Raw genomic sequence first — 19,079 nt, forward strand, 5'->3', positions numbered from 1 at the left:
CCTTTCTCCTCATCTTCCCCATGGCGCACTTCGCCATGAGACGGAATTGGCACCTTCCCTAGCCGGGGCCCCGCAGGATGCGTATCGCATCGCGAGAACCGACTGGAGGGTTGCCGGGGCTTCAACGGGCCGTGTCCCTCTGCCCCTCTGGATGAGCGGTATGGCACCGGCACACGCGCTCTGTGGCGCGCCGGTGCGTTTGTACGCGAGGCCCCCCGGCATGCGGCGGTCCTGCGCGTTGTTCAAGACTGTAACCGAAGGTCCGGGCGCTTGAGACAGGCGTCCGAACCGCGAGATGGATCACTTTTCGGTCAATCCGACCAAGCCGCAGGGAGTGCTCAGAGTGCTGGAAGAGGTGGAGCGCTGGCTGGCCGACCGCTCCTGGTCCGCCGCCGACCGACCGCTCGACCAGTTGCTGGACCGCAAACGGGCAGCTGGGACCACGGTCAGCGTGGTGCTGCCGGCACTCGACGAGGAGGCGACGGTCGGCGCGATCGTCGAGGTGATCCGCCGGGAGCTGGTCGAGGGGCTGCCGGTCCCGCTGGTGGACGAGCTGGTCGTGATCGACTCGGGCTCCAGCGACGCTACGGCCGAGGTCGCGGCGAAGGCCGGTGCGCACGTGGTCCACCGGGACGACATCCTGCCGCGGATCCCGGCCCTGCCCGGCAAGGGCGAGGTGCTGTGGCGCTCCCTGCTGGCCACCACCGGGGACGTCGTCTGCTTCGTCGACGCCGATCTGCGGGACTTCTCGGCCGCCTTCGTCTCCGGGATCGTGGGACCGCTGCTGACCGAGCCGGACGTGCAGTTCGTCAAGGCCATGTACGACCGCCCGCTCGGGGATGCGCCGGGCCAGGGCGGGCGGGTCACGGAGCTGGTCGCCCGCCCGCTGCTCAACCTGCACTGGCCGCAGCTGGCCGGCTTCGTCCAGCCGCTGGGCGGCGAGTACGCCGTGCGCCGCTCCCTGCTGGAGCGGCTGCCCTTCCCCGTCGGGTACGGGGTCGAGCTGGGCCTGCTGGTCGACGCGCTGCACACGGTCGGGCTGGACGCACTGGCCCAGGTGGACGTGGGCGTACGGCTGCACCGCCACCAGGACGGGCAGGCGCTGGGCCGGATGGCCGCGGCGATCTACCGCACCGCGCAGCTGCGGCTCTCGCGCGGCCACCTCGTACGGCCGGAGCTGACGCAGTTCGAGCGCGGGCCGGAGGGCTTCGTGCCGCGCACGTACCCGGTGGACACCGAGGAGCGGCCGCCGATGCGGGAGGTCGAGGAGTACACCCGGCGGCACGCGGCCTGACGGCTTCGGAAGTTTGCGCGAGGCCAGGTCGGGCTAGGTTCGCGACATGGCTGCATCACAGGTACTCGTCGCCGCGAACCGCGGCCCGCTCTCGTACGCCCTCGACACGGACGGCACGCTCAGCGCCCGGCGCGGCGGGGGCGGCCTCGTCTCCGGCCTCTCCGCGGCGCTGGCGCGGCAGCCGGACGCGCTGTGGATCTGCGCGGCACTGTCGGACGCGGACCGGGAGGCGGTCCGCCGGGGCGTCTCGGAACCGGGCGTCCGGATGCTGGACATCGATCCCACGGTGTACGACGACGCGTACAACGGCATCGCGAACTCGGTGCTGTGGTTCACCCACCACCACCTGTACGACGTCCCGCGCGAGCCCGTCTTCGACGCGCGGTTCCGGCGGCAGTGGGCGTCGTACGTCGCCTACAACGAGGCCTTCGCGCAGGCGCTGGCCGAGGAGGCGGCGCAGGGCGCGGCCGTCCTGGTGCAGGACTACCACCTGGCACTGGTCCCGGGCGCGCTGCGCGCCCTGCGGCCGGACCTGCGGATCGCGCACTTCACGCACACGCCGTGGGCGTCGAAGGAGTACCTGTCCATGCTCCCGGACGACGTCCGGGAGCAGCTGCTCGACGGGATGCTCGGGGCGGACGTGGTGGGTTTCCACACCGGGGCCTGGGCGTCGGCCTTCCTGGACGGCGCGGGCCGGGGGAACGCGGCGGTGTTCCCGCTGGGCGTGGACGCGGACGAGCTGCGGGCGCTGGCGCACCGGCCGGAGGTGGACGACAAGCTGGCGCAGCTGCGGGCGGAGGTCGGGGACCGCAAGGCGATCGTCCGGGTGGACCGGACGGAGCTGTCGAAGAACATCCTGCGGGGCCTGCTGGCGTACCGGGAGCTGCTGTCCGAGCACCCCGAGTGGCGGGGCCGGGTGGTGCACCTGGCGTCCGCCTATCCGTCGCGGCAGGACCTGAAGGTGTACCGGGACTACACGCAGGCGGTGCGGGAGCTGGCGGCGGAGGTGAACGAGGAGTTCGGGACGGCGGACTGGCAGCCGGTGCTGGTGTCCGTGCAGGACGACTTCGCGCGGTCGCTGGCGGCCTACCGGATGGCGGACGTGGCGCTGGTGAACCCCGTGCGGGACGGGATGAACCTGGTGGCGAAGGAGATCCCGGTGGTGTCGGAGGCGGGGTGCGCGCTGGTGCTGTCGCGGGGGGCGGGGGCGTACGAGGAGCTGCGGGGCGACGCGCTGACGGTGAACCCGTACGACGTCACGGAGACGGCCGCGGCGCTGCACGCTGCGCTGGCCATGCCGGAGCCGGAGCGGGCGGAACGCACGAAGCGGCTGGCCGCGTCGGCGACGGCCCTTCCCCCCACGGCCTGGTTCGAAGCCCAACTCGCAGCCTTGCGGCCCTGACCTGCGGCAGCCTCGCCCCCCAAAGCCCGGGCCCGGCCGGCGGCGCCACGGCCGGGCCCCCTGGGGGGCTCCGCCCCTCCGGGTCCGCCTGCGGATCCCCGGCTCCGGCCCAACCTCCTGGGGCTCCGCCCCAGACCCCGCGCCTCAAACGCCGGCGAGGCTGGATTGTCCCGCCGCCCGCATCACAGCCCCACCAAGGCCAACCAGACCAGCCGAAGCCAAAGTCAGCCCCGCCGGCGTTTGAGGCGCGGGGGCTCGGGGGCAGCGCCCCCGACAACGGCGCCGCACCAGCCCAACCGAAGCCAAACCTAGCCCCGCCGGCGTTTGAGGCGCGGGGGCCGGGCCCCCGACAGCGGCGGGGCGGCGGCGAGGTGCCGGAGGCTGGGTCTGGCCCGGCCGGGTCAGGTCGCTGCGGCCGCGGCCCGGCTGGGGCTGGCCCGGCCGGGTCAGGTCGCTGCGGCCGCGGCCAAGGCGGCGAGGAAGGCGACGACCGCACCAGGCCCGGGCAGAACCACATCGGCCCGCGAAGCCAGCTCCGGCACCTCCGCGGAGCCACTGCACACCAGCAACCCCGGCAACCCGTCGGCCCGCCGCTTCTCGACCGCCGAGTACGCGGCCAGGTCGCCGAGGTCGTCGCCCGCGTACAGCACCGCCTCCGCGCCCGTCTCCGCCAGGAACTCCGTGAGGGCGACGCCCTTGTCCATCCCCGGGGGCCGCAGCTCCAGGACCGCCCGGCCCGGCTCCACCATCAGCCCGTGCCGCGCCGCCAGCTCGGCCAGCGGTTCGCGCAGGGCCGCGAAGGCCGCCTCCGGGTCCGCGGCGCGCCGCGTGTGCACGGCCAGCGCCCGGCCCTTCTCCTCGATCCAGGTGCCCTGCCAGGCGCCGATGGAGTCCAGGAAGCCGGGCAGTTCGGCCCGGACCGCCGCCACCCCGGGGTGCTCCGCGGGGGCGTGCACGATCCCGCTGACGGCGTCCCAGCGCTCGGCCCCGTAGTGGCCGAGGACGACGAGGTGTTCCAGTCCGGGGACCCCGGCGAAGCCCCCGTAGCGGACGGCGACGCCCGCCGGCCGGCCCGTGATCACCGCGACGGAGGCCACCTCGGGGGCCAGCGCGGCCAGGGCGGGTACGGCTCCGGGATGGGCCCGTGCCTGGTCCGGGTCGGGAACGATCTCGGCAAGCGTGCCGTCGAAGTCCAGCGCGACCACGGAACGGCCGGGCGCGCGGAGCAGGGCTTCCAGGCCCTCGCGTCCCGCTGCGGTGACGGGCATCGGCAAGTCGTGCGGATGGCTCCCCATATGGACGACCCTAACGGGCCCGCCCGACCACGGCTATGGCGCGGGCCACGTCGCGGTCCGCGCAGGGCGGTCCGGGCGGGGCCCGGCTACCGCCTGGCCCGCTGGGCCTCGCGGATGCGGCGCAGGCGGTTGACGGTGCCCGGGGCGTGGGCCAGCGCGCGGGGATCGTCCATCAGCACGTTGAGCAGCTGGTAGTAGCGGACCGGGGTCATCCCCAGCCCTTCCCGTATCGCCCGCTCCTTGGCCCCCGGCCCGGGCCAGGTGCGTCCCTCGTACGCGAGCACCGCGGCCTCCGTGGCCGTCAGCCGCCCGTCGTCCGTCATACCGCCAGATTAACGCCGCCCACCGACACCGGCCCGGCCCGCCCCGGCCGGGCCCCACCCCCGGCCCGCCCCGGCCCGGCTCAGCGCGGGTCGGCCGCTCGTGCCTTCGTCGCGATCTCCTCCAGCACCTTCACCGGCTGCCCGCCCGGCTCGACGGTCTTGCCGATGTTCTGCTTGATGTCCTCGCTGACGCCCGCCCAGGACTTCTTGCCCACCGGGTAGAGCCGCGAGGACGGCAGGGCGTCCAGGAAGGTCTTCAGCTGCGGGGCGGTCCCGCCCGCGGCCCCGGCCTGGGCGGCCCGGTAGCCGGTGGTGGTGACCGGGAGCAGGTCGTACATGCCGGTGAAGGCGGTCACGTTCTTCGCCTCGTAGAGGTGGTCCAGGAACTTCCCGGACTCCTTGCGGTGGCCGTTCTTGAAGGCCATCACCCAGTCGGCGACGCCCATCGCCGAGTGCTCGGTGCCGTCGGCGGTGGGCATGGTGACCATGCCGAACTTCACGCCCTTGCCCGCCGCCTGCTTGATCAGCGTCGGGTGCCCGTTGAGCATGCCGACCTCGCCCCTCGTGAAGGCGTCGAAGGCCGCCTGCCGGTCCAGCTTGCCGGGCTCGACGGACCCGGTCAGGCCCTGGCCGACCATCTTGTCCCGGAGGAACTCCAGCGCCTTGACGTTCTCGGTGGAGTCGATCGAGTACTGCTCTTCGTTGTCGGTGTAGCCGCCGCCGCCCGCCAGCATCCACATCATCGTCTCGGCCTGGGCCTCCTCGCGGCCCAGCGGCAGCGCGAAGGGGGTGGGGACGCCCGCGCCCTTGAGCTTCTTCGCGGCCGCCTCCAGCTCGGTCCAGCTCTTGGGCTGCCAGCCGTTCTTGGCGTCCTTGGGGATGACCCCGGCATCGGCCAGCAGCTTCTCGTTGTAGAAGAGCAGCCGGGTGCTGGCCACGAAGGGCAGGCCGTACTGGATCCGCTTGACCTTGCCGGCGTCGGCGAGCGGCCCGAGGAAGTCGGCCTCGGTCTTCACGGAGAGCAGCTCGTCCGCGGTGTAGAGCTTGCCCGCCTCCGCGTAGTCGGCGTAGGCGCCGATCTGCGCGATGTCGGGGGCCTTGCCCGCCTTGACCATCTCGGCGACCTTGGCGTCGACCTCGGACCAGGAGTAGACGCTGACCTCGACGTTGATCCCCGGGTTGGTCTTCTCGAAGTCCTCGGCGAGCGTCTTCCAGTAGGTGGCCGACGAGTTCTGCGGATTGTCCCCGTACTCGGCCGCCACGACCCGCAGGGTCACCTCGTTGTCCCCGGTGAGTCCGCCGACGGCGCCGCAGCCGGTCAGTGTCACGGCCGTCAGGCACAGTGCGGCGCCGGACGCGGCCAGGCGCAGGTATCGGCGGTTCACAGTTCTCGTCCACCCCTAGTTGTACGTACGATCCACGTAAGGTCTACACCACTTTGGCCGCTGGTCCACATCCTTGGTCCCGAATTTGTATGGCCACTCAACAAATCCCCTCAATGGACTAGACCTTTCCCCGTGAAGCACGCGAGACTGTCCCCCGTGAAACCCGTGAAACACGTCATCGCCCTCGATGTGGGCGGCACCGGGATGAAGGCCGCCCTGGTCGCCGCCGACGGCACCCTGCTGCACGAGGCGCGCCGCGCCACCGGCCGCGAGCGGGGCGCCGACGCCGTCGTCGAGACGATCCAGGACTTCGCCGCCGAGCTGCTCGACATCGGCCGGGAGCGCTGCGGACAGGCCGCCTCGGCCGCCGGAGTCGCCGTCCCCGGCATCGTCGACGCCGAGAACGGCATCGCCGTCTACGCGGCCAACCTGGGCTGGCGCGACGTACCCATGCGGGACCTGCTCAGCAGCCGGCTCGGCGGCATCCCGGTGGCCCTCGGCCACGACGTGCGCACGGGCGGCCTCGCCGAGGGGCGCATCGGCGCGGGCCGGGGCGCCGACCGCTTCCTCTTCGTACCGCTGGGCACCGGCATCGCCGGGGCCATCGGCATCGCCGGCCGCATCGAGGCCGGGGCGCACGGCTACGCGGGCGAGATCGGCCACATCGTGGTCCGCCCCGGCGGCCCCGCCTGCGGCTGCGGCCAGTACGGCTGCCTGGAGACGCTCGCCTCCGCCTCCGCCGTCTCCCGCGCCTGGGCCGCCGCCAGCGGCGAACCCGAGGCTGATGCGGCTGACTGCGCCAAGGCCGTCGAATCCGGGGACGCACGCGCCCGCGAGGTGTGGCTGGCCGCCATCGCCGCCCTCGCCGACGGCCTGGTCACCGCGATCACCCTGCTGGACCCGAGCACTCTGATCATCGGTGGCGGGCTGGCGGAGGCGGGGGAAACCTTGTTCACACCCCTACGGGCGGCCGTCGAGGAGCGCGTGACGTTCCAGCGGCTGCCCCACATCGTTCCGGCGGCCCTCGGGGACACCGCCGGATGCCTGGGCGCAGGGCTGCTCGCCTGGGACCTACTCGCCACGGAGGTACCTGCCTGATGTCCGGAAGCGCGCACAGCACTGTTCTCTCCGGCGCCAGGGTGGTGCTGCCCACCGGAACCGTGGCCAACGGCAGGGTCATCGTCGACGGCGACCGCATCGCCGGCAGTGCCCCGGAGGGCGCGCGGGTCGTCGACCTGGCCGGGCACTGGATCGTCCCCGGCTTCGTCGACATGCACAACCACGGAGGCGGCGGCGCCTCCTTCACCTCCGGCACCGCCGAGGAGGTCCTCAAGGGCGTCCGCACCCACCGCGAGCACGGCACCACCACCCTGGTCGCCTCCACCGTCACCGGAGACCTGGACGAACTGGCCCGCCGCGCCGGACTGCTCGCCGAACTCACCCAGCAGGGCGAGATCGCGGGCATCCACTTCGAGGGCCCGTTCATCAACGCCTGCCGCAAGGGCGCCCACAAGGCCGACCTGCTCCGCGACCCCGACCCGGCCGAGGTCCGCAAGCTGATCGACGCCGCGCACGGCTCCGCCCGCATGTTCACCCTCGCCACCGAACTCCCGGGCGGCCTGGACTCCGTACGGCTGCTGGCCGAGCACGGCGTCATCGCCGCGATCGGGCACACGGACGCCACGTACGAGCAGACGCGCGCCGCCATCGACGCGGGCGCCACCGTGGCCACCCACCTCTTCAACGCGATGCCGGGCCTCGCGCACCGCGAACCCGGCCCGATCGCGGCGCTGCTGGAGGACGAGCGGATCACCGTCGAGCTGATCAACGACGGCACCCACCTGCACCCGGCGGCGCTGGAACTCGCCTTCCACCACGCCGGCGCGCACCGCGTGGCCCTGATCACCGACGCGATGGACGCGGCCGGCTTCGGCGACGGGACCTACCACCTGGGCCCGCTGGAGGTCGAGGTCAAGGACGGCGTGGCCCGGCTCGTCGAGGGCGGCTCCATCGCCGGCTCGACGCTGACCCTGGACACCGCCTTCAAGCGCTCGGTCACCGTCGACAAGCTGCCCGTGGAGTCCGTGGTCCAGGCGATCTCCGCCAACCCGGCCAAGCTGATCGGGCTCTACGACGAGATCGGCTCGCTGGAGCCCGGCAAGTACGCCGACCTCGTCGTCCTGGACGCCGAGTTCGACGTCCGGGGCGTCATGCGGCGCGGCGAATGGATCGTCAGCCCGCCCGTACAGCGGGGTGTCTGACGGCCAACCGGCTGTAGACGGCAAGCGGTCGGCCCGCAGGACTGGGCCGACCGCTTTCTCTTTGGCATGATCCCGGCAGCAACAGACCCGGGGGAGCCCAATGATCCTGACCGTCACGCTCAACACCGCGCTCGACGTCACCTACCGCGTGCCGCGGCTGCTCCCGCACGCCTCGCACCGGGTCGCCGACGTCTCCGAGCGCCCCGGCGGCAAGGGGGTCAACGTGGCCCGGGTGCTGGCCGCCCTCGGCCACGAGGTGACCGCGACGGGCTTCACGGGCGGGCCGGTCGGCGCCGTCGTACGGGGACTGCTCGAGCGGTCCCCCGGCGTGGTGGACGCGCTGGTCCCCTGCGCGGGCACCACCCGGCGCACCGTCGCCGTGGTCGACGAGGCCTCCGGCGACACCACGCAGTTCAACGAGCCGGGCCCGCTGATCACGGCCGCGGAGTGGTCCCGCTTCCTGGAGCGGTACGAGGAGCTGCTGGCGGCCGGGGCCCGCGCCGTGGCCCTGTGCGGCAGCCTGCCGCCCGGCGTGCCGGTCGGCGCGTACGCGGTGCTCGTACGGGCCGCCCGCGCCGCCGGGGTCCCGGTCCTGCTGGACACCAGCGGCGAGGCCCTGCGCCGCGGGGTCGCCGCCCGCCCCGAGATCATCAAGCCGAACGCCGCCGAGCTCGCCGAGCTGACCGGCTCGCGCGAGCCGCTGCCCGCCACCCGCGACGCCCGCCGCCGGGGCGCCCACGCCGTGGTCACCTCGCTCGGTCCGGACGGCCTGCTGGCCGCCACCCCCGAGGGCGCCTGGCGGGCCGCCCCGCCGCGCGCCCTGGCCGGCAACCCCACCGGAGCCGGCGACTCCGCCGTGGCCGGGCTGCTGTCGGCCCTGGCCGAGGGCCTGGACTGGCCGGAGCGGCTGACCCGCGCGGTCGCCCTGTCGGCGGCCACGGTGCACGCCCCGGCGGCGGGAGAGTTCGACCCCCGCACCTACGAGGAGGTACGGGGGTCGGTGAAGGTCACGCGGGCCGACTAGGGCCCTACTCCTTCTCGAGCCACAGCTGGTCGAGGACCACGTCGCACTGGTTGCCCGTCTCACACGAGATCTTGATCGTGTTCGAGCCCTGCTTGAGCTGGACGATCGAGTACGTGTTGGTCCAGCCCTTGGCCCAGTCGCCCTCGGCGGCCTTGGAGAAGTTCTTCATGTTGACCGGACGGCTCTGCGCCTCGCCGTTGACGGTCAGCGTGGTGTTGGCGTCCTTGCCCGGCACCCCGTAGGTCATCTTCAGCTTGTAGCCGCCGGTCTTCGGCACGTCGAGCGTCCACGTCGCCGCCGCGCCGAGCGCGTTCAGGCCGCCCACGTACTGGCCGCCGGCGCTCTTGGCACCCGGCACGGTGTTCTGCAGCATCGCGCCGCCCGTGAGGGACATCCCGGCGCCCGCGAAATCGGCCTTCGGAAGCGGGGCCTCCGAGGGCTGTGCGGCGCTCGGGGGCGGGGAGGACGGGTTCTGCGGGGCGGCCGACTGCTGGCCCGTCCCCGCGGTGTCGCCGGCCTTGTCCTCGCCCTTGTCGCCGAACGCCAGGGCCGCGCCGATGCCGATCACGACCGCGCCGACCACCGCGACGGCCGCGATCAGCAGGCCCTTGCGGCTCGAGCCGCCGCCGCTGCCGCCACCGTGGCCGCCATGGCCGCCGTGCCCGCCGGAGTGCGAGATCGTCTGCGTCTGGTGCTGCGGGGGCTGCTGCTGCGGCGGGACGCCGTAACCGCCCGCCTGGAGTGCCTCGGGAGCCTGGTACTGCGCCTGGTAGGGAGGCTGCTGGCCGGGACCCGGCTGCTGGGGCACCGGGCCGCGCTGGCCGCCGCCGTTGCGTCGGTCGCCGACCGTGCGCACCTGGTGGTGCGAGGTTCGCGGAACGCCCGGCTGTGCACCCGGCTGACCGCCGCCCGTCGGGCCGGGGTAGCCGTATCCGCCGCCCTGACCGGGCGGTGTGGCTCCGGCGGCCTGGCCGTCCGCGTAGAGATAGCCGAACGGATCGTCGTCCTCGGGCTTGTTCGCCCCACCGTGCGGGCCGTTGTTCGCGGGCGTCGTCATCGCAGGTCACTCCTTTCGACCCCCGGGAGCCTACCCCGAACACGTGCACCCACGGGCGGCCGATCGCCTCAGCCGGCCCTGCGGTGGGCCTTGGAGCGGGACCTTTTCTCGATGTACATGCGCTGGTCGGCGGAGCGCAGCACCTCGTCCGCGGACATGCCGCAGCTGGCCCAGCCGATGCCGAAACTGGCCCCGACACGGACCCCGCGGCCGTCCACGCGGATCGGCGGGATGATCGCGTTGCGCAGCCTGACGGCGAGATCCGCGGCGTCCGCGGCACCGAGCCCGTCGGCGAGGACGACGAATTCGTCACCACCCAGCCGAGCGACGGTGTCACCGTCCCTGACGCCCGTCGTCAGCCGCCGGGCCACTTCGATGAGAACCGCGTCACCCGTGTGGTGCCCGAACCGGTCGTTGATCGACTTGAAGCCGTCGAGGTCGCAGAAGAGCACCGCGAGCCCCTTCGTCCCGTCGTCGACGTCGCTCGCGGGCGCCACCGTGTGCACGTGGTGGTCGTAGGGGCCGTCCGCCTGGGCGGGCAGGGCCCCGGGGAACTCGTAGGAATCGGTCGCGCCGTACCGGTCGGGGCCGGGGCCGTAGCCCGAGCCGTGCGCGGGATCGTGCCCCGGGCCGGGGCCCGGGCCGGGGGCGTCGGGGCGAAAGCCGTGCTCACCACCACCCGCACCGACCCGCACCTCGTGCGCGTCGCGCCCCTCGTAGGCGGCGTCCAGGGCCTCGACCGCGGTGGCCCGTACGGACTGTGGTCTGCGGCACAGCCGGGCGGCGAGCCGGGCCCGCAGCTCGGCGCTGTTGGGCAGGCCGGTCAGCGAGTCGTGGCTGGCCCGGTGGGCGAGCTGGAGCTCGTGGCGCTTGCGCTCCTCGATGTCCTCGACGTGCGTGAGCAGGAACCGCGGCCCGTCGGCGGCGTCGGCGACCACGGAGTTGCGCAGCGAGACCCATACATACGTGCCGTCGCGCCGGCCCAGGCGCAGCTCGGCGCGCCCGCCCTCGGCGGAGGTCCGCAGCAGGGTCCCGATGTCCTCGGGGTGGACCAGGTCGGAGAAGGAGTAGCGGCGCAGGACGGAGGCCGGGCGGCCCAGCAGCCGGCACAGCGCGTCGTTGGTCCGCAGCAGCCGGCCGTGCTGGTCCCCGCCCATCTCGGCGATGGCCATGCCGCTGGGCGCGTACTCGAAGGCCTGCCGGAAGGACTCCTCGCTGGCGCGCAGCGCCTGCTGCTCGCGCTCGAGGCGGACCAGGGCCCGCTGCATGTTCGCGCGGAGCCGGGCATTGCTGATCGCAATGGCCGCCTGGAAGGCGTACATCTGGAGCGCTTCACGCCCCCAGGCGCCGGGCCGGCGCCCGTTGCGCGGTCTGTCCACCGAAATGACACCCAGAAGTTCCCCGCCGGACGCATACATGGGTGCATAGAGCCGGTCCTCGGGGTGCCACTCGTCCTCGAACCGCGGTTCGGGGCCGTCGGTGTGCCACTGGGGGACGTCGTCCTCCATGAGGACCCAGCCCTCGGTGTGCGGGATGAAGCGCAGCCCGTCCCAGTTCTCACCCATCGTCAGGCGGCGCTCCCAGGAGGCGCGGGAGCCGACGCGGCCGGTGATGAGGGCTTCCGCGGCGGGGTCGCCGGCGAAGGCGGCGACGACGAGATCGCCGTCAGGGCGTACGAGGTTGACACAGGCGAGTTCGTAGCCGAGGCCCACGACGATGCCGTCCACGACGGTCTGCAGAGTGTCCGCCAGGCTCCGGGCCGTATTGAGCTCGGCCACCACCCGGTGCAGCTGCCGCAGGGTCGCAAGACGGACGTACGGCTCCGACTCGGTCTCCATTGCTCGCTCTCCCCGAGACCTCGACAGCAACTCCAGGTTTGTCATCGGCGTTTCGTTGCGGTGTCCCGTCCACTGAATCACAGTGAGCTGTGCGGCAGGTACACAGGGTCAACAAATCTTGCTCTCTGTGACTCAAGTCACATGAGATGAATATGAGCGCGGCGCGGGCGGTGGCGACGGAGAGCGCCACCCCCTTCGTTCCCGAGAGCAAACGATACGCCCGAGGCCTAGGGCAAGGGGCGGGGACGCGACTCGGACCAACGCCCGATGTGCGTACGGGGAGGCGGGATTAGCGTTCGGAGCGTGCTGAAGACGACCCCCGTGGCAGACCCCGTACCGGCGCCGGTACCGGCCCCCGTCCCCACCGCGCCCCCCTCCAGCCCCCATGCTGAGGGAGTGAGCAACGAAGAGTTCCGGGCGGCCATGTCCCGGCTGGCGGCGGGCGTGTGCCTGATCACCGCGCACGAGACCCCCCTGACGGCGGACGGCCCGCGCGGCGAGGACGTCGGGATGACGGCCACCGCCTTCATGTCGGTGTCCCTGGACCCGCCCCTGGTGCTGGTGAGCCTGCGCGAGGGCTCCCGGATGGACGACCTGCTGGCGGAGCAGCCGCTGTGGGCGGTATCGCTGCTCGCCGACCACCAGCTCCAGATCGCCGGCCGGTTCGCCATGAAGGGCCGGATCAGCGACCGGCTGCTCTTCGCCGACCTCCCCTGCGTGCGCGGCGAGGCCTCCGGCGCCCCGCTGCTGAGCGGTGCGCTGGCCACCCTCGAATGCCGTACGGAGAACCGCGTCGAGGCGGGGGACCACACGCTGGTGATCGGCCGCGTCCTGACCGCCGGCCTGCCCTCCCCCGACGGACAGCCGCTGACGTACTTCCGGGGCCGCTACCGGCACCTGGGCGCTTGAGCGCTACCAGTCGCGGCCGGTGCGGCCGCGCTTGGTCTCGGCCCGCGCCTTCTTCTCACGCAGCCGCCGCTCGTTGATCCCCCGCGGGATCTTCGTGGCCCTGCGCGGCTTCGGCGGCGGGGCCGTCGCCTCGGCCAGCAGCGAGGCCAGCCGGACCAGCGCCATCTCCCGGTTGCGGAACTGCGAGCGGTGCTCGGAGGCCCGTACGGTCACCACCCCGTCCACCAGCCGCGCGGCCAGCCGCTCCAGCGCCCGCGCCTTCCACACCTCCGGCAGCGCCTTGGTCGCCGCCACGTCGAACAGCAGCTCCACGCGCGAGTCCGAGGTGTTCACGTGCTGGCCGCCGGGGCCCGAGGACCGCGAAAAACGCCAGGCGAGCTCGCCCTCGGGCAGCACGACCGAACCACGGATGACATAGGGACCAGGCATGCCCCCTATGATCCGCGCCCGCCCGCGCCGCGTCACCCTCATTAAAAGGCCGCGGGGATTTCACCCCGGGAACCTGACGGCCCTCTCGTGGCGTTAGAGGGGTGAGCGGTAACTTGACCGCCGTACGTGCATGTCGGATGAGGAAAGGGACATTCCCATGGCTGTCAGCCTGTCCAAGGGCGGCAACGTCTCGCTCACGAAGGAGGCCCCGGGCCTCGCTGCCGTCACGGTCGGCCTCGGCTGGGACGTCCGTACGACCACCGGCGTCGACTTCGACCTCGACGCCTCGGCCATCGCGGTCAACCCGACGGGCAAGGTCGTCTCGGACGGCCACTTCGTCTTCTTCAACAACAAGTCCACCCCGGACCAGACCATCGTCCACACCGGTGACAACCGCACCGGCGAGGGCGCGGGCGACGACGAGGCCATCAACGTCAACCTCGCCGGCCTCCCCGCCGACGTGGACAAGATCGTCTTCCCGGTCTCCATCTACGACGCCGAGGCCCGCAGCCAGAACTTCGGCCAGGTCCGCAACGCGTACATCCGCGTCGTGAACCAGGCCGGCGGCGCCGAGATCGCCCGCTACGACCTCTCCGAGGACGCGGCGACCGAGACCGCCATGGTCTTCGGCGAGCTGTACCGCAACGGCGCCGAGTGGAAGTTCCGCGCGGTCGGCCAGGGCTACGCCTCGGGCCTCACCGGCATCGCGCAGGACTTCGGCGTCAACGTCTGATGACGTCCTGACACCGGCGGATTTACGGCGAAGCCCCCTCCCGGCCGTCCGGGGAGGGGGCTTCGCTACCGTTCGACAGGTGATTCTTCAACCGCTCGTCCCCGTGGACGGCGCCCTGCCCGGTCCGGTCCTCACCGAGATCGCCGCCCTGTACGCGACGAACCACGCGTTCTTCGAGCTCAGCGGCGACTTCCCCGCCCCGGACCGCATCACGGTCGAACAGGTCGCGGCCTCACTCGCCGACGAACTCGCCCATGACGGCGCCGAGGTCCTCCTGGCCCGCTCCGCCGGCCGGCTCGTCGGCCTGGCCGCCACCCTGGCCCACCACCCCGATCCGGCCGCCGAGGACCCGGACCCGTGGATCGGCCTGCTGCTCATCGACGCCACCGCGCACCGCGAGGGGTACGGCCGCGCCGTGGCCGCCCTGGTCGAGGACCGCTTGCGCACCGCGGGACGGACGGGCGTACGCCTCGCCGTACTGGACAACAACCCCAAGGCCCTCGCGTTCTGGCAGGCCCAGGGCTACCAGGTCATGCGCAAGGCCAAGGACCGCGAACTGGGCCGCGAGTGCACCGTGCTGCGCAAGCCGCTGGCCCCCGAACGGCCTTAGCGGGGGCGGACTCAGCGGGGGGACTCAGGGGGACTCAGGGGGACTCAGCGGGGGGACTCAGGGGGACTCAGCGGGGGCGGGCCTTCCCGTACAGCCAGACGTCCCAGACCTTCTTCAGGTCGTGCCCAGTCCGCTCCTGCGCGAACGCGGTGAAGTCGGCCGTGCTCGCGTTCCCGTGCCGGTGCTCGGCGGCCCAGTCGCGCAGCAGGGCGAAGAACTTCTCGTCCCCGACCTCCTGCCGGATCCGGTGCAGCACCATCGCACCCCGGTAGTACACCGGGTTCCCCGAAATGTCCTCGGGACCGGGCGGGTCGGCGGGCGGGAAGGCGTACCAGTCGGAGTCGGCGGCCTCGTCGACCCCGGTGTCGCCGGCCAGGAACGCGTCGAACTCCTGCTGCGCCGTGGGCCCGCCGTGGTCCTCGGTCCACAGCCACTCCGCGTACGTCGCGAAGCCCTCGTTGAGCCACATGTCCTTCCAGGACTTCGGCGACACCGAGTTGCCGAACCACTGGTGGGCGAGCTCGTGCAGCACGAGCTCCTCGCTGCCCGGCGCACCGGGGTAGACCGGCTTGGTCTGCGTCTCCAGCGCGTACTGGAGGGTCCCGGCGGGCAGCACGATCGCCCCGGCGGTGCCGAAGGGGTAGGGGCCGAAGCGGCCCGCGGCCCACTCCACCATCTCCGGCAGCCGCGCGAGGTCCGCCGCGCTCGCCTCCGCCTCGCCGGGATCCACCGCGTTGTACAGGGCCACCCCGGAGGGCGTGCGCCCGGTCGCCACCCGGTACTTGCCGACGGCGGCGGTCGCCAGGTAGCTCGCCATCGGCTCCGGGCTGTGCCAGGCGAAGGAGGTGCTCCCGTCGGCCTGCGCGGTCCGCGCGCGCAACTCGCCGTTCGACACGGCCTCGTAGCCCTTCGGCACCGTGATCGTGATGTCGTAGGCGGCCTTGTCGCTGGGGTGGTGGTTGCCCGGGAACCAGGTCATCGAGCCGACCGGCTCACCGACGCCCACGGCCCCGTCCCCGGTGGTGATCCAGCCCTCCCTGGTGCCGTCCGCGTCCGTGAGCGCCTTCGGCCGGCCGGAGTAGTCGATCTCCGTACGGAAGACCTCGCCCTTCTCCAGGTCCTCGGCCGGACGCACGGTCAGCTCGTTGCCGGTCCGGTTGTACCGGGCCGCCTCGCCCTGCACGGTGACGCCCTCGACCTTCAGGCCGCTGAGGTCGAGGTTGAAGGAGCTCAGGCCCTGCTCGGCCCGGGCGGTGATCACCGCCGTGCCCTCGAGCCGGCCGTCGGCGGGGTCGTAGTCCAGGTCCAGGCCGTAGTGCTCGACCTGGTATCCGCCGTTGCCCGCCTTGGGGAAGTACGGGTCGCGCAGCCCCGACGCACCCGGCCGCCCCTGCACGGTGCCGCCCGTACACCCCGTGGTGAGGGCGAGCAGGGCGGCGACGGCAGGGGCGGCGAGGCGGGAGAGAGCGCGGTGGTCCACACGCCCGATCCTAGGCGGGCGGACCGCCCGGCCCGGGGGGACTACTTGGCGAGCGCGTCGACGCCGGCCTTGGCGAACTTCTCGTCCAGGTCGCCGCTCGGGGCGCCGGCCACACCGATGCCGGCGACCGGGGCGCCGTTCGCCTGGACGGGGGTGCCGCCGCCGAGGAAGAGGGTGCCGGGGATGTCCTTCAGGTTCGGGGCCTGCGCGAGGCGGCCCACGAGCACCGAGGTCGGGGCGTTCCAGGACACGGCGGTGTAGGCCTTGCGCTGCGCCGACTCGTAGGACTGCGGGCCGGCGCCGTCGCCGCGCAGGGTGACGATGGTGTTGCCGTTGCGGTCCACGACCGCGACCGTCACCTTCTGGTTCTCGGCCTGGGCGGCCTGCAGCGCGGCCTGGGCGGCGCGGGTGGCGGCGTCGACGGTGAGGTGGGTCGTGGTGGTGAAGTTCTTGTCGCCCGCCTCGCCCTTCTTCGCGTCGTCCTTCTTCGCGTCGTCCTTCTTCGAGGCGACCGAGGCGGAAGCGGAGCCGGCGGCGGGCGTGGCACTGGCACTGACGGCGCCGAAGGCACCGGCGCCCAGGGCGACGGCGAGGGCGGTACCGGTGAGGACGCGGGTGCGGGTGTTCATCTCTGCTCCTGAGGACGGTGACACGGCGACGGCATGGGGGCGGGCGGCGGTCGATGGCCGAACCGGCGTTCCCGCTCGGCCCGGCCGCTTCCCTGCCCTGCTCCAAGCCTGGCCCCGAACCCCCCGCCACCCCGTCCCCGTACCGGCTCCCCCCGCCCACCGCACCGGTTGACCCCGGGGTCAACCGATCGGCCGATGCGGCACCGCCAGGCGACGGTATTGGCTGGCCAGACCAGCCCCGCCGGCGTCCGAGGCGCGGGGTCCGGGGCGGAGCCCCGCCAACGGCGCCGCACCCCCCACCCAGCCCCGCCGGCGTTTGAGGCGCGGGGGCCCGGGGGCAGCGCCCCCGGCAACGGCGCCGCACCCGCCCGGGACCGCCCCCGCGCCGCAGGCAACCGGCAAGAATGGACATACACCCCCAACCCAGGAGCCCCCGTGACCCAGCCCCCGCGGAACCGCGACACCCGCACGCTGGCCACGGTCGCGCACACCGCGTTCTTCCTCCTCCTCGGCGCCTCGGTGGCCCGCTTCCTCCTCCGCCACCCCGGCGAACCCCGCACCCCCTGGGTGATCGCCCTCAGCATCACCCTGGCCCTGCTCTACGTACTCGGCCCCGCCCTCGGCGGCGCCCCCCTGCCACCCGGCACCGGGACGGGCACCGGCACCGGCACCCGCGACCCGGCCCCCACCCGCCAACCCCCCGGCCGCCTCGTCTGGCTCGGCCTGGTCGTCGCCACCTGGGTGGTCCTCGTGGTCCTCGCGCCGAGCTTCGCCTGGTGCGCCGTACCGCTGTTCTTCACCGCCCTGCGCACCCTCCCGCCACGCGCCGCGATCGTCCTGGTCGCCCTCCTCACCCTCTTCGTCGTCATCGCCCAGCTGAAGCTGGCCGGGGCCTTCGACCCCAACCTGCTCCTCGCGCCACCCGCCGTCGCCGCCCTCGCCACCGCCGTCTTCGTCCACATGGAGCGCCAGGCCCAGGCCCAGCGCACGCTGATCGACGACCTGATCCGCACCCGCCGGGAACTGGCCGCCACCGAACGCCGCGAAGGCACCCTCGCCGAACGGCAGCGGCTGTCCATGGAGATCCACGACACCCTCGCGCAGAACCTCTCCAGCCAGCAGATGCTGCTCCAGGCCGCCGACCGCACCTGGGACACCGATCCCGGCACGGCCCGCGCGCACGTCCGTACCGCCACCGGCATCGCGGCCCGCGGCCTCGCCGAGGCGCGCCGCCTCGTCCACGACCTGGCCCCGGCCGAGCTCGCCGACGGCGCCGGCCTCGCCGACGCCCTGCGCGCCCTGGACGCCGGCCCGGACACCGAGGTCCGCTTCCACCTCGAGGGCGCCCCGGCCCCGCTCCCCGACCGCGTGCAGTCCGCCCTGCTGCGCATCGCCCAGGGCGCGCTGGCCAACGTCCGCGAGCACTCCGGGGCCCGTACGGCCGCCCTCACCCTGAGCTTCCTCGGCGACCAGGTCGTCCTGGACATCGCCGACGACGGCCACGGCTTCACCGAGCCCCGCCCCGGCGCCGTCGCCGGCTCCGGCGCCGCCCGGCGCGGCCACGGCCTGCCCGCCATGCGGGCCCGCGTCCGCCAGCTCGGCGGCACCCTGACCATCGAATCCGCCCCCGGCGAGGGCACCGTCCTCTCCGCCGCCATCCCCCTGGAGCCGGCCCCATGACGACGATCCTGCTCTGCGACGACCACGTGGTGGTCCGCGCAGGCCTCCTGGCCCTGCTGGGCAGCGAGCCCGACATCGAGGTGCTCGGGGAGGCGGGCAGCGGCGAGGAGGCCGTCGCCCTGGCCGCCAAACTCCGCCCCGACGTCGTCCTCATGGACCTCCAGCTGGGCGAGGGCATCGACGGCGTCGAGGCCACCCGCCGCATCACCGCCCTCCCCGGCCCGCCGCACGTCCTCGTCCTCACCACGTACGACACCGACGCGGACATCACCCGGGCCATCGGCGCGGGCGCGACCGGCTACCTCCTCAAGGCGGAACGCCCCGAGGAGCTCTTCGCCGCGATCCACTCGGCCGCGCAGGGCCGCACCACCCTGTCCGCGCCGGTGGCGAGCCGGGTGATGGCCCACATGCGCGGCACCCGCCCCACCCTCACCGACCGCGAGCTGGACATCCTGGGCCAGCTGGCCCGCGGCCTCGGCAACCGCGACATCGCCCGGGCGCTGTTCATCAGCGAGGCCACCGTGAAGACGCACCTGGGCCGGATCTACGACAAGCTCGGCGTCGACACCCGCGCCGGCGCCGTGTCGGTCGCCAAGGAGCAGCGCCTCCTGCCGTCCTGACCCACCGCCTCCCCCGCCCCCCGCCCGGGGCGCCCAACCCCCCCCCCCCCCCCCCCCCCCCCCAACCCCCCCCCCCCCGCCGCCCCCCCCCCCCCCCCCCCCCCCCCCCC

The 19,079-nt window shown here is 73.5% G+C and carries 18 protein-coding genes and 1 riboswitch; of the genes, 10 read left to right on the top strand and 8 right to left on the bottom strand.

Annotated features, from left to right (window positions below; genetic code table 11):
• Positions 1–6: 6 nt before the first annotated feature.
• Positions 7–158: riboswitch (SAM riboswitch) on the bottom strand.
• A gap of 185 nt (positions 159–343) precedes the next feature.
• Positions 344–1,294 (top strand): glucosyl-3-phosphoglycerate synthase, encoded by a 951-nt coding sequence (locus AB0D66_RS23630; RefSeq protein ID WP_362306879.1) that lies wholly within the window; start codon positions 344–346, stop codon positions 1,292–1,294.
• A 46-nt stretch (positions 1,295–1,340) separates the two neighbouring features.
• Positions 1,341–2,696 carry a trehalose-6-phosphate synthase gene (locus tag AB0D66_RS23635; protein WP_362306823.1) on the top strand — a complete coding sequence of 452 codons (1,356 nt, stop codon included), beginning with the start codon at positions 1,341–1,343 and terminating at the stop codon, positions 2,694–2,696.
• A 446-nt stretch (positions 2,697–3,142) separates the two neighbouring features.
• Here the strand turns inward: AB0D66_RS23635 and otsB are convergent, their stop codons facing one another.
• The 3 genes from otsB to AB0D66_RS23650 form a co-directional block, all read right to left on the bottom strand.
• Positions 3,143–3,991, bottom strand: coding sequence for a trehalose-phosphatase (gene otsB / locus AB0D66_RS23640; protein WP_362306827.1), 849 nt, complete (start codon positions 3,989–3,991; stop codon positions 3,143–3,145).
• Positions 3,992–4,077: 86 nt separating this feature from the next.
• Positions 4,078–4,314 carry a DUF3263 domain-containing protein gene (locus AB0D66_RS23645; RefSeq protein ID WP_069921326.1) on the bottom strand — a complete coding sequence of 79 codons (237 nt, stop codon included), beginning with the start codon at positions 4,312–4,314 and terminating at the stop codon, positions 4,078–4,080.
• 80 nt (positions 4,315–4,394) lie between these two features.
• Complete coding sequence (locus AB0D66_RS23650) at positions 4,395–5,699, bottom strand: extracellular solute-binding protein (protein WP_362306832.1); 1,305 nt, start codon at positions 5,697–5,699, stop codon at positions 4,395–4,397.
• Between the two features lie 165 nt (positions 5,700–5,864).
• Between AB0D66_RS23650 and AB0D66_RS23655 the strand changes: the two genes are divergently transcribed.
• From AB0D66_RS23655 to AB0D66_RS23665, 3 genes are all read left to right on the top strand, one after another.
• Complete coding sequence (locus tag AB0D66_RS23655) at positions 5,865–6,797, top strand: ROK family protein (protein WP_362306882.1); 933 nt, start codon at positions 5,865–5,867, stop codon at positions 6,795–6,797.
• Positions 6,797–7,960, top strand: a complete 1,164-nt coding sequence (gene nagA / locus AB0D66_RS23660) for an N-acetylglucosamine-6-phosphate deacetylase (RefSeq protein WP_362306835.1) — start codon at positions 6,797–6,799, stop codon at positions 7,958–7,960. The genes AB0D66_RS23655 and nagA overlap by 1 nt, the downstream gene beginning before the upstream one ends.
• Positions 7,961–8,060: 100 nt before the next feature.
• A complete protein-coding gene (locus tag AB0D66_RS23665; RefSeq protein ID WP_362306838.1) occupies positions 8,061–8,984 on the top strand; it encodes a 1-phosphofructokinase family hexose kinase in 924 nt (307 codons plus the stop codon).
• 4 nt (positions 8,985–8,988) lie between these two features.
• Here AB0D66_RS23665 and AB0D66_RS23670 read toward each other — a convergent pair whose 3' ends face one another.
• Complete coding sequence (locus tag AB0D66_RS23670; RefSeq protein ID WP_362306841.1) at positions 8,989–10,041, bottom strand: CBM35 domain-containing protein; 1,053 nt, start codon at positions 10,039–10,041, stop codon at positions 8,989–8,991.
• Positions 10,042–10,109: 68 nt separating this feature from the next.
• Positions 10,110–11,879 (bottom strand): diguanylate cyclase CdgB, encoded by a 1,770-nt coding sequence (gene cdgB / locus AB0D66_RS23675; RefSeq protein ID WP_362306844.1) that lies wholly within the window; start codon positions 11,877–11,879, stop codon positions 10,110–10,112.
• 396 nt (positions 11,880–12,275) lie between these two features.
• Here cdgB and AB0D66_RS23680 point away from each other — a divergent pair, with 396 nt between their 5' ends.
• On the top strand, positions 12,276–12,788 hold the full coding sequence (locus AB0D66_RS23680; RefSeq protein ID WP_362306847.1) for a flavin reductase family protein: 513 nt from the start codon (positions 12,276–12,278) through the stop codon (positions 12,786–12,788).
• A 3-nt stretch (positions 12,789–12,791) separates the two neighbouring features.
• Here AB0D66_RS23680 and arfB read toward each other — a convergent pair whose 3' ends face one another.
• Complete coding sequence (gene arfB, locus AB0D66_RS23685; RefSeq protein ID WP_069921318.1) at positions 12,792–13,217, bottom strand: alternative ribosome rescue aminoacyl-tRNA hydrolase ArfB; 426 nt, start codon at positions 13,215–13,217, stop codon at positions 12,792–12,794.
• A gap of 157 nt (positions 13,218–13,374) precedes the next feature.
• On the opposite strand from arfB, the gene AB0D66_RS23690 reads away from it, so the two are divergent.
• Positions 13,375–13,950: a TerD family protein gene (locus tag AB0D66_RS23690; RefSeq protein WP_030718836.1), complete on the top strand. Its 576-nt coding sequence runs from the start codon at positions 13,375–13,377 to the stop codon at positions 13,948–13,950.
• 79 nt (positions 13,951–14,029) lie between these two features.
• Positions 14,030–14,560, top strand: a complete 531-nt coding sequence (locus AB0D66_RS23695; RefSeq protein WP_362306851.1) for a GNAT family N-acetyltransferase — start codon at positions 14,030–14,032, stop codon at positions 14,558–14,560.
• 67 nt (positions 14,561–14,627) lie between these two features.
• Here AB0D66_RS23695 and AB0D66_RS23700 read toward each other — a convergent pair whose 3' ends face one another.
• Complete coding sequence (locus AB0D66_RS23700; protein WP_362306854.1) at positions 14,628–16,040, bottom strand: M1 family metallopeptidase; 1,413 nt, start codon at positions 16,038–16,040, stop codon at positions 14,628–14,630.
• A gap of 41 nt (positions 16,041–16,081) precedes the next feature.
• Complete coding sequence (locus AB0D66_RS23705; protein ID WP_362306857.1) at positions 16,082–16,669, bottom strand: heme-binding protein; 588 nt, start codon at positions 16,667–16,669, stop codon at positions 16,082–16,084.
• A 435-nt stretch (positions 16,670–17,104) separates the two neighbouring features.
• Here AB0D66_RS23705 and AB0D66_RS23710 point away from each other — a divergent pair, with 435 nt between their 5' ends.
• Positions 17,105–18,349 (top strand): sensor histidine kinase, encoded by a 1,245-nt coding sequence (locus AB0D66_RS23710; protein WP_362306860.1) that lies wholly within the window; start codon positions 17,105–17,107, stop codon positions 18,347–18,349.
• Entirely contained in the window at positions 18,346–18,969 is a 624-nt protein-coding gene (locus AB0D66_RS23715; protein ID WP_362306863.1) for a response regulator transcription factor, read from the top strand. Before AB0D66_RS23710 ends, AB0D66_RS23715 begins: the two co-directional genes overlap by 4 nt.
• The last annotated feature ends 110 nt before the right edge of the window (positions 18,970–19,079 follow it).

It is taken from the genome of Streptomyces sp. NPDC048270 (assembly GCF_040652335.1).
Lineage (GTDB): Bacteria > Actinomycetota > Actinomycetes > Streptomycetales > Streptomycetaceae > Streptomyces.

Excerpts from the sequence above, each read along its gene's own strand:
- AB0D66_RS23690 (WP_030718836.1), top strand. The coding sequence starts at position 13,375 with ATGGCTGTCAGCCTGTCCAAGGGCGGCAACGTCTCGCTCACGAAGGAG.
- nagA (WP_362306835.1), top strand. The coding sequence starts at position 6,797 with ATGTCCGGAAGCGCGCACAGCACTGTTCTCTCCGGCGCCAGGGTGGTG.
- otsB (WP_362306827.1), bottom strand. The coding sequence starts at position 3,991 with ATGGGGAGCCATCCGCACGACTTGCCGATGCCCGTCACCGCAGCGGGA.
- AB0D66_RS23635 (WP_362306823.1), top strand. The coding sequence starts at position 1,341 with ATGGCTGCATCACAGGTACTCGTCGCCGCGAACCGCGGCCCGCTCTCG.
- AB0D66_RS23715 (WP_362306863.1), top strand. The coding sequence starts at position 18,346 with ATGACGACGATCCTGCTCTGCGACGACCACGTGGTGGTCCGCGCAGGC.
- AB0D66_RS23645 (WP_069921326.1), bottom strand. The coding sequence starts at position 4,314 with ATGACGGACGACGGGCGGCTGACGGCCACGGAGGCCGCGGTGCTCGCG.
- cdgB (WP_362306844.1), bottom strand. The coding sequence starts at position 11,879 with ATGGAGACCGAGTCGGAGCCGTACGTCCGTCTTGCGACCCTGCGGCAG.
- AB0D66_RS23670 (WP_362306841.1), bottom strand. The coding sequence starts at position 10,041 with ATGACGACGCCCGCGAACAACGGCCCGCACGGTGGGGCGAACAAGCCC.
- AB0D66_RS23705 (WP_362306857.1), bottom strand. The coding sequence starts at position 16,669 with ATGAACACCCGCACCCGCGTCCTCACCGGTACCGCCCTCGCCGTCGCC.
- arfB (WP_069921318.1), bottom strand. The coding sequence starts at position 13,217 with ATGCCTGGTCCCTATGTCATCCGTGGTTCGGTCGTGCTGCCCGAGGGC.
- AB0D66_RS23665 (WP_362306838.1), top strand. The coding sequence starts at position 8,061 with ATGATCCTGACCGTCACGCTCAACACCGCGCTCGACGTCACCTACCGC.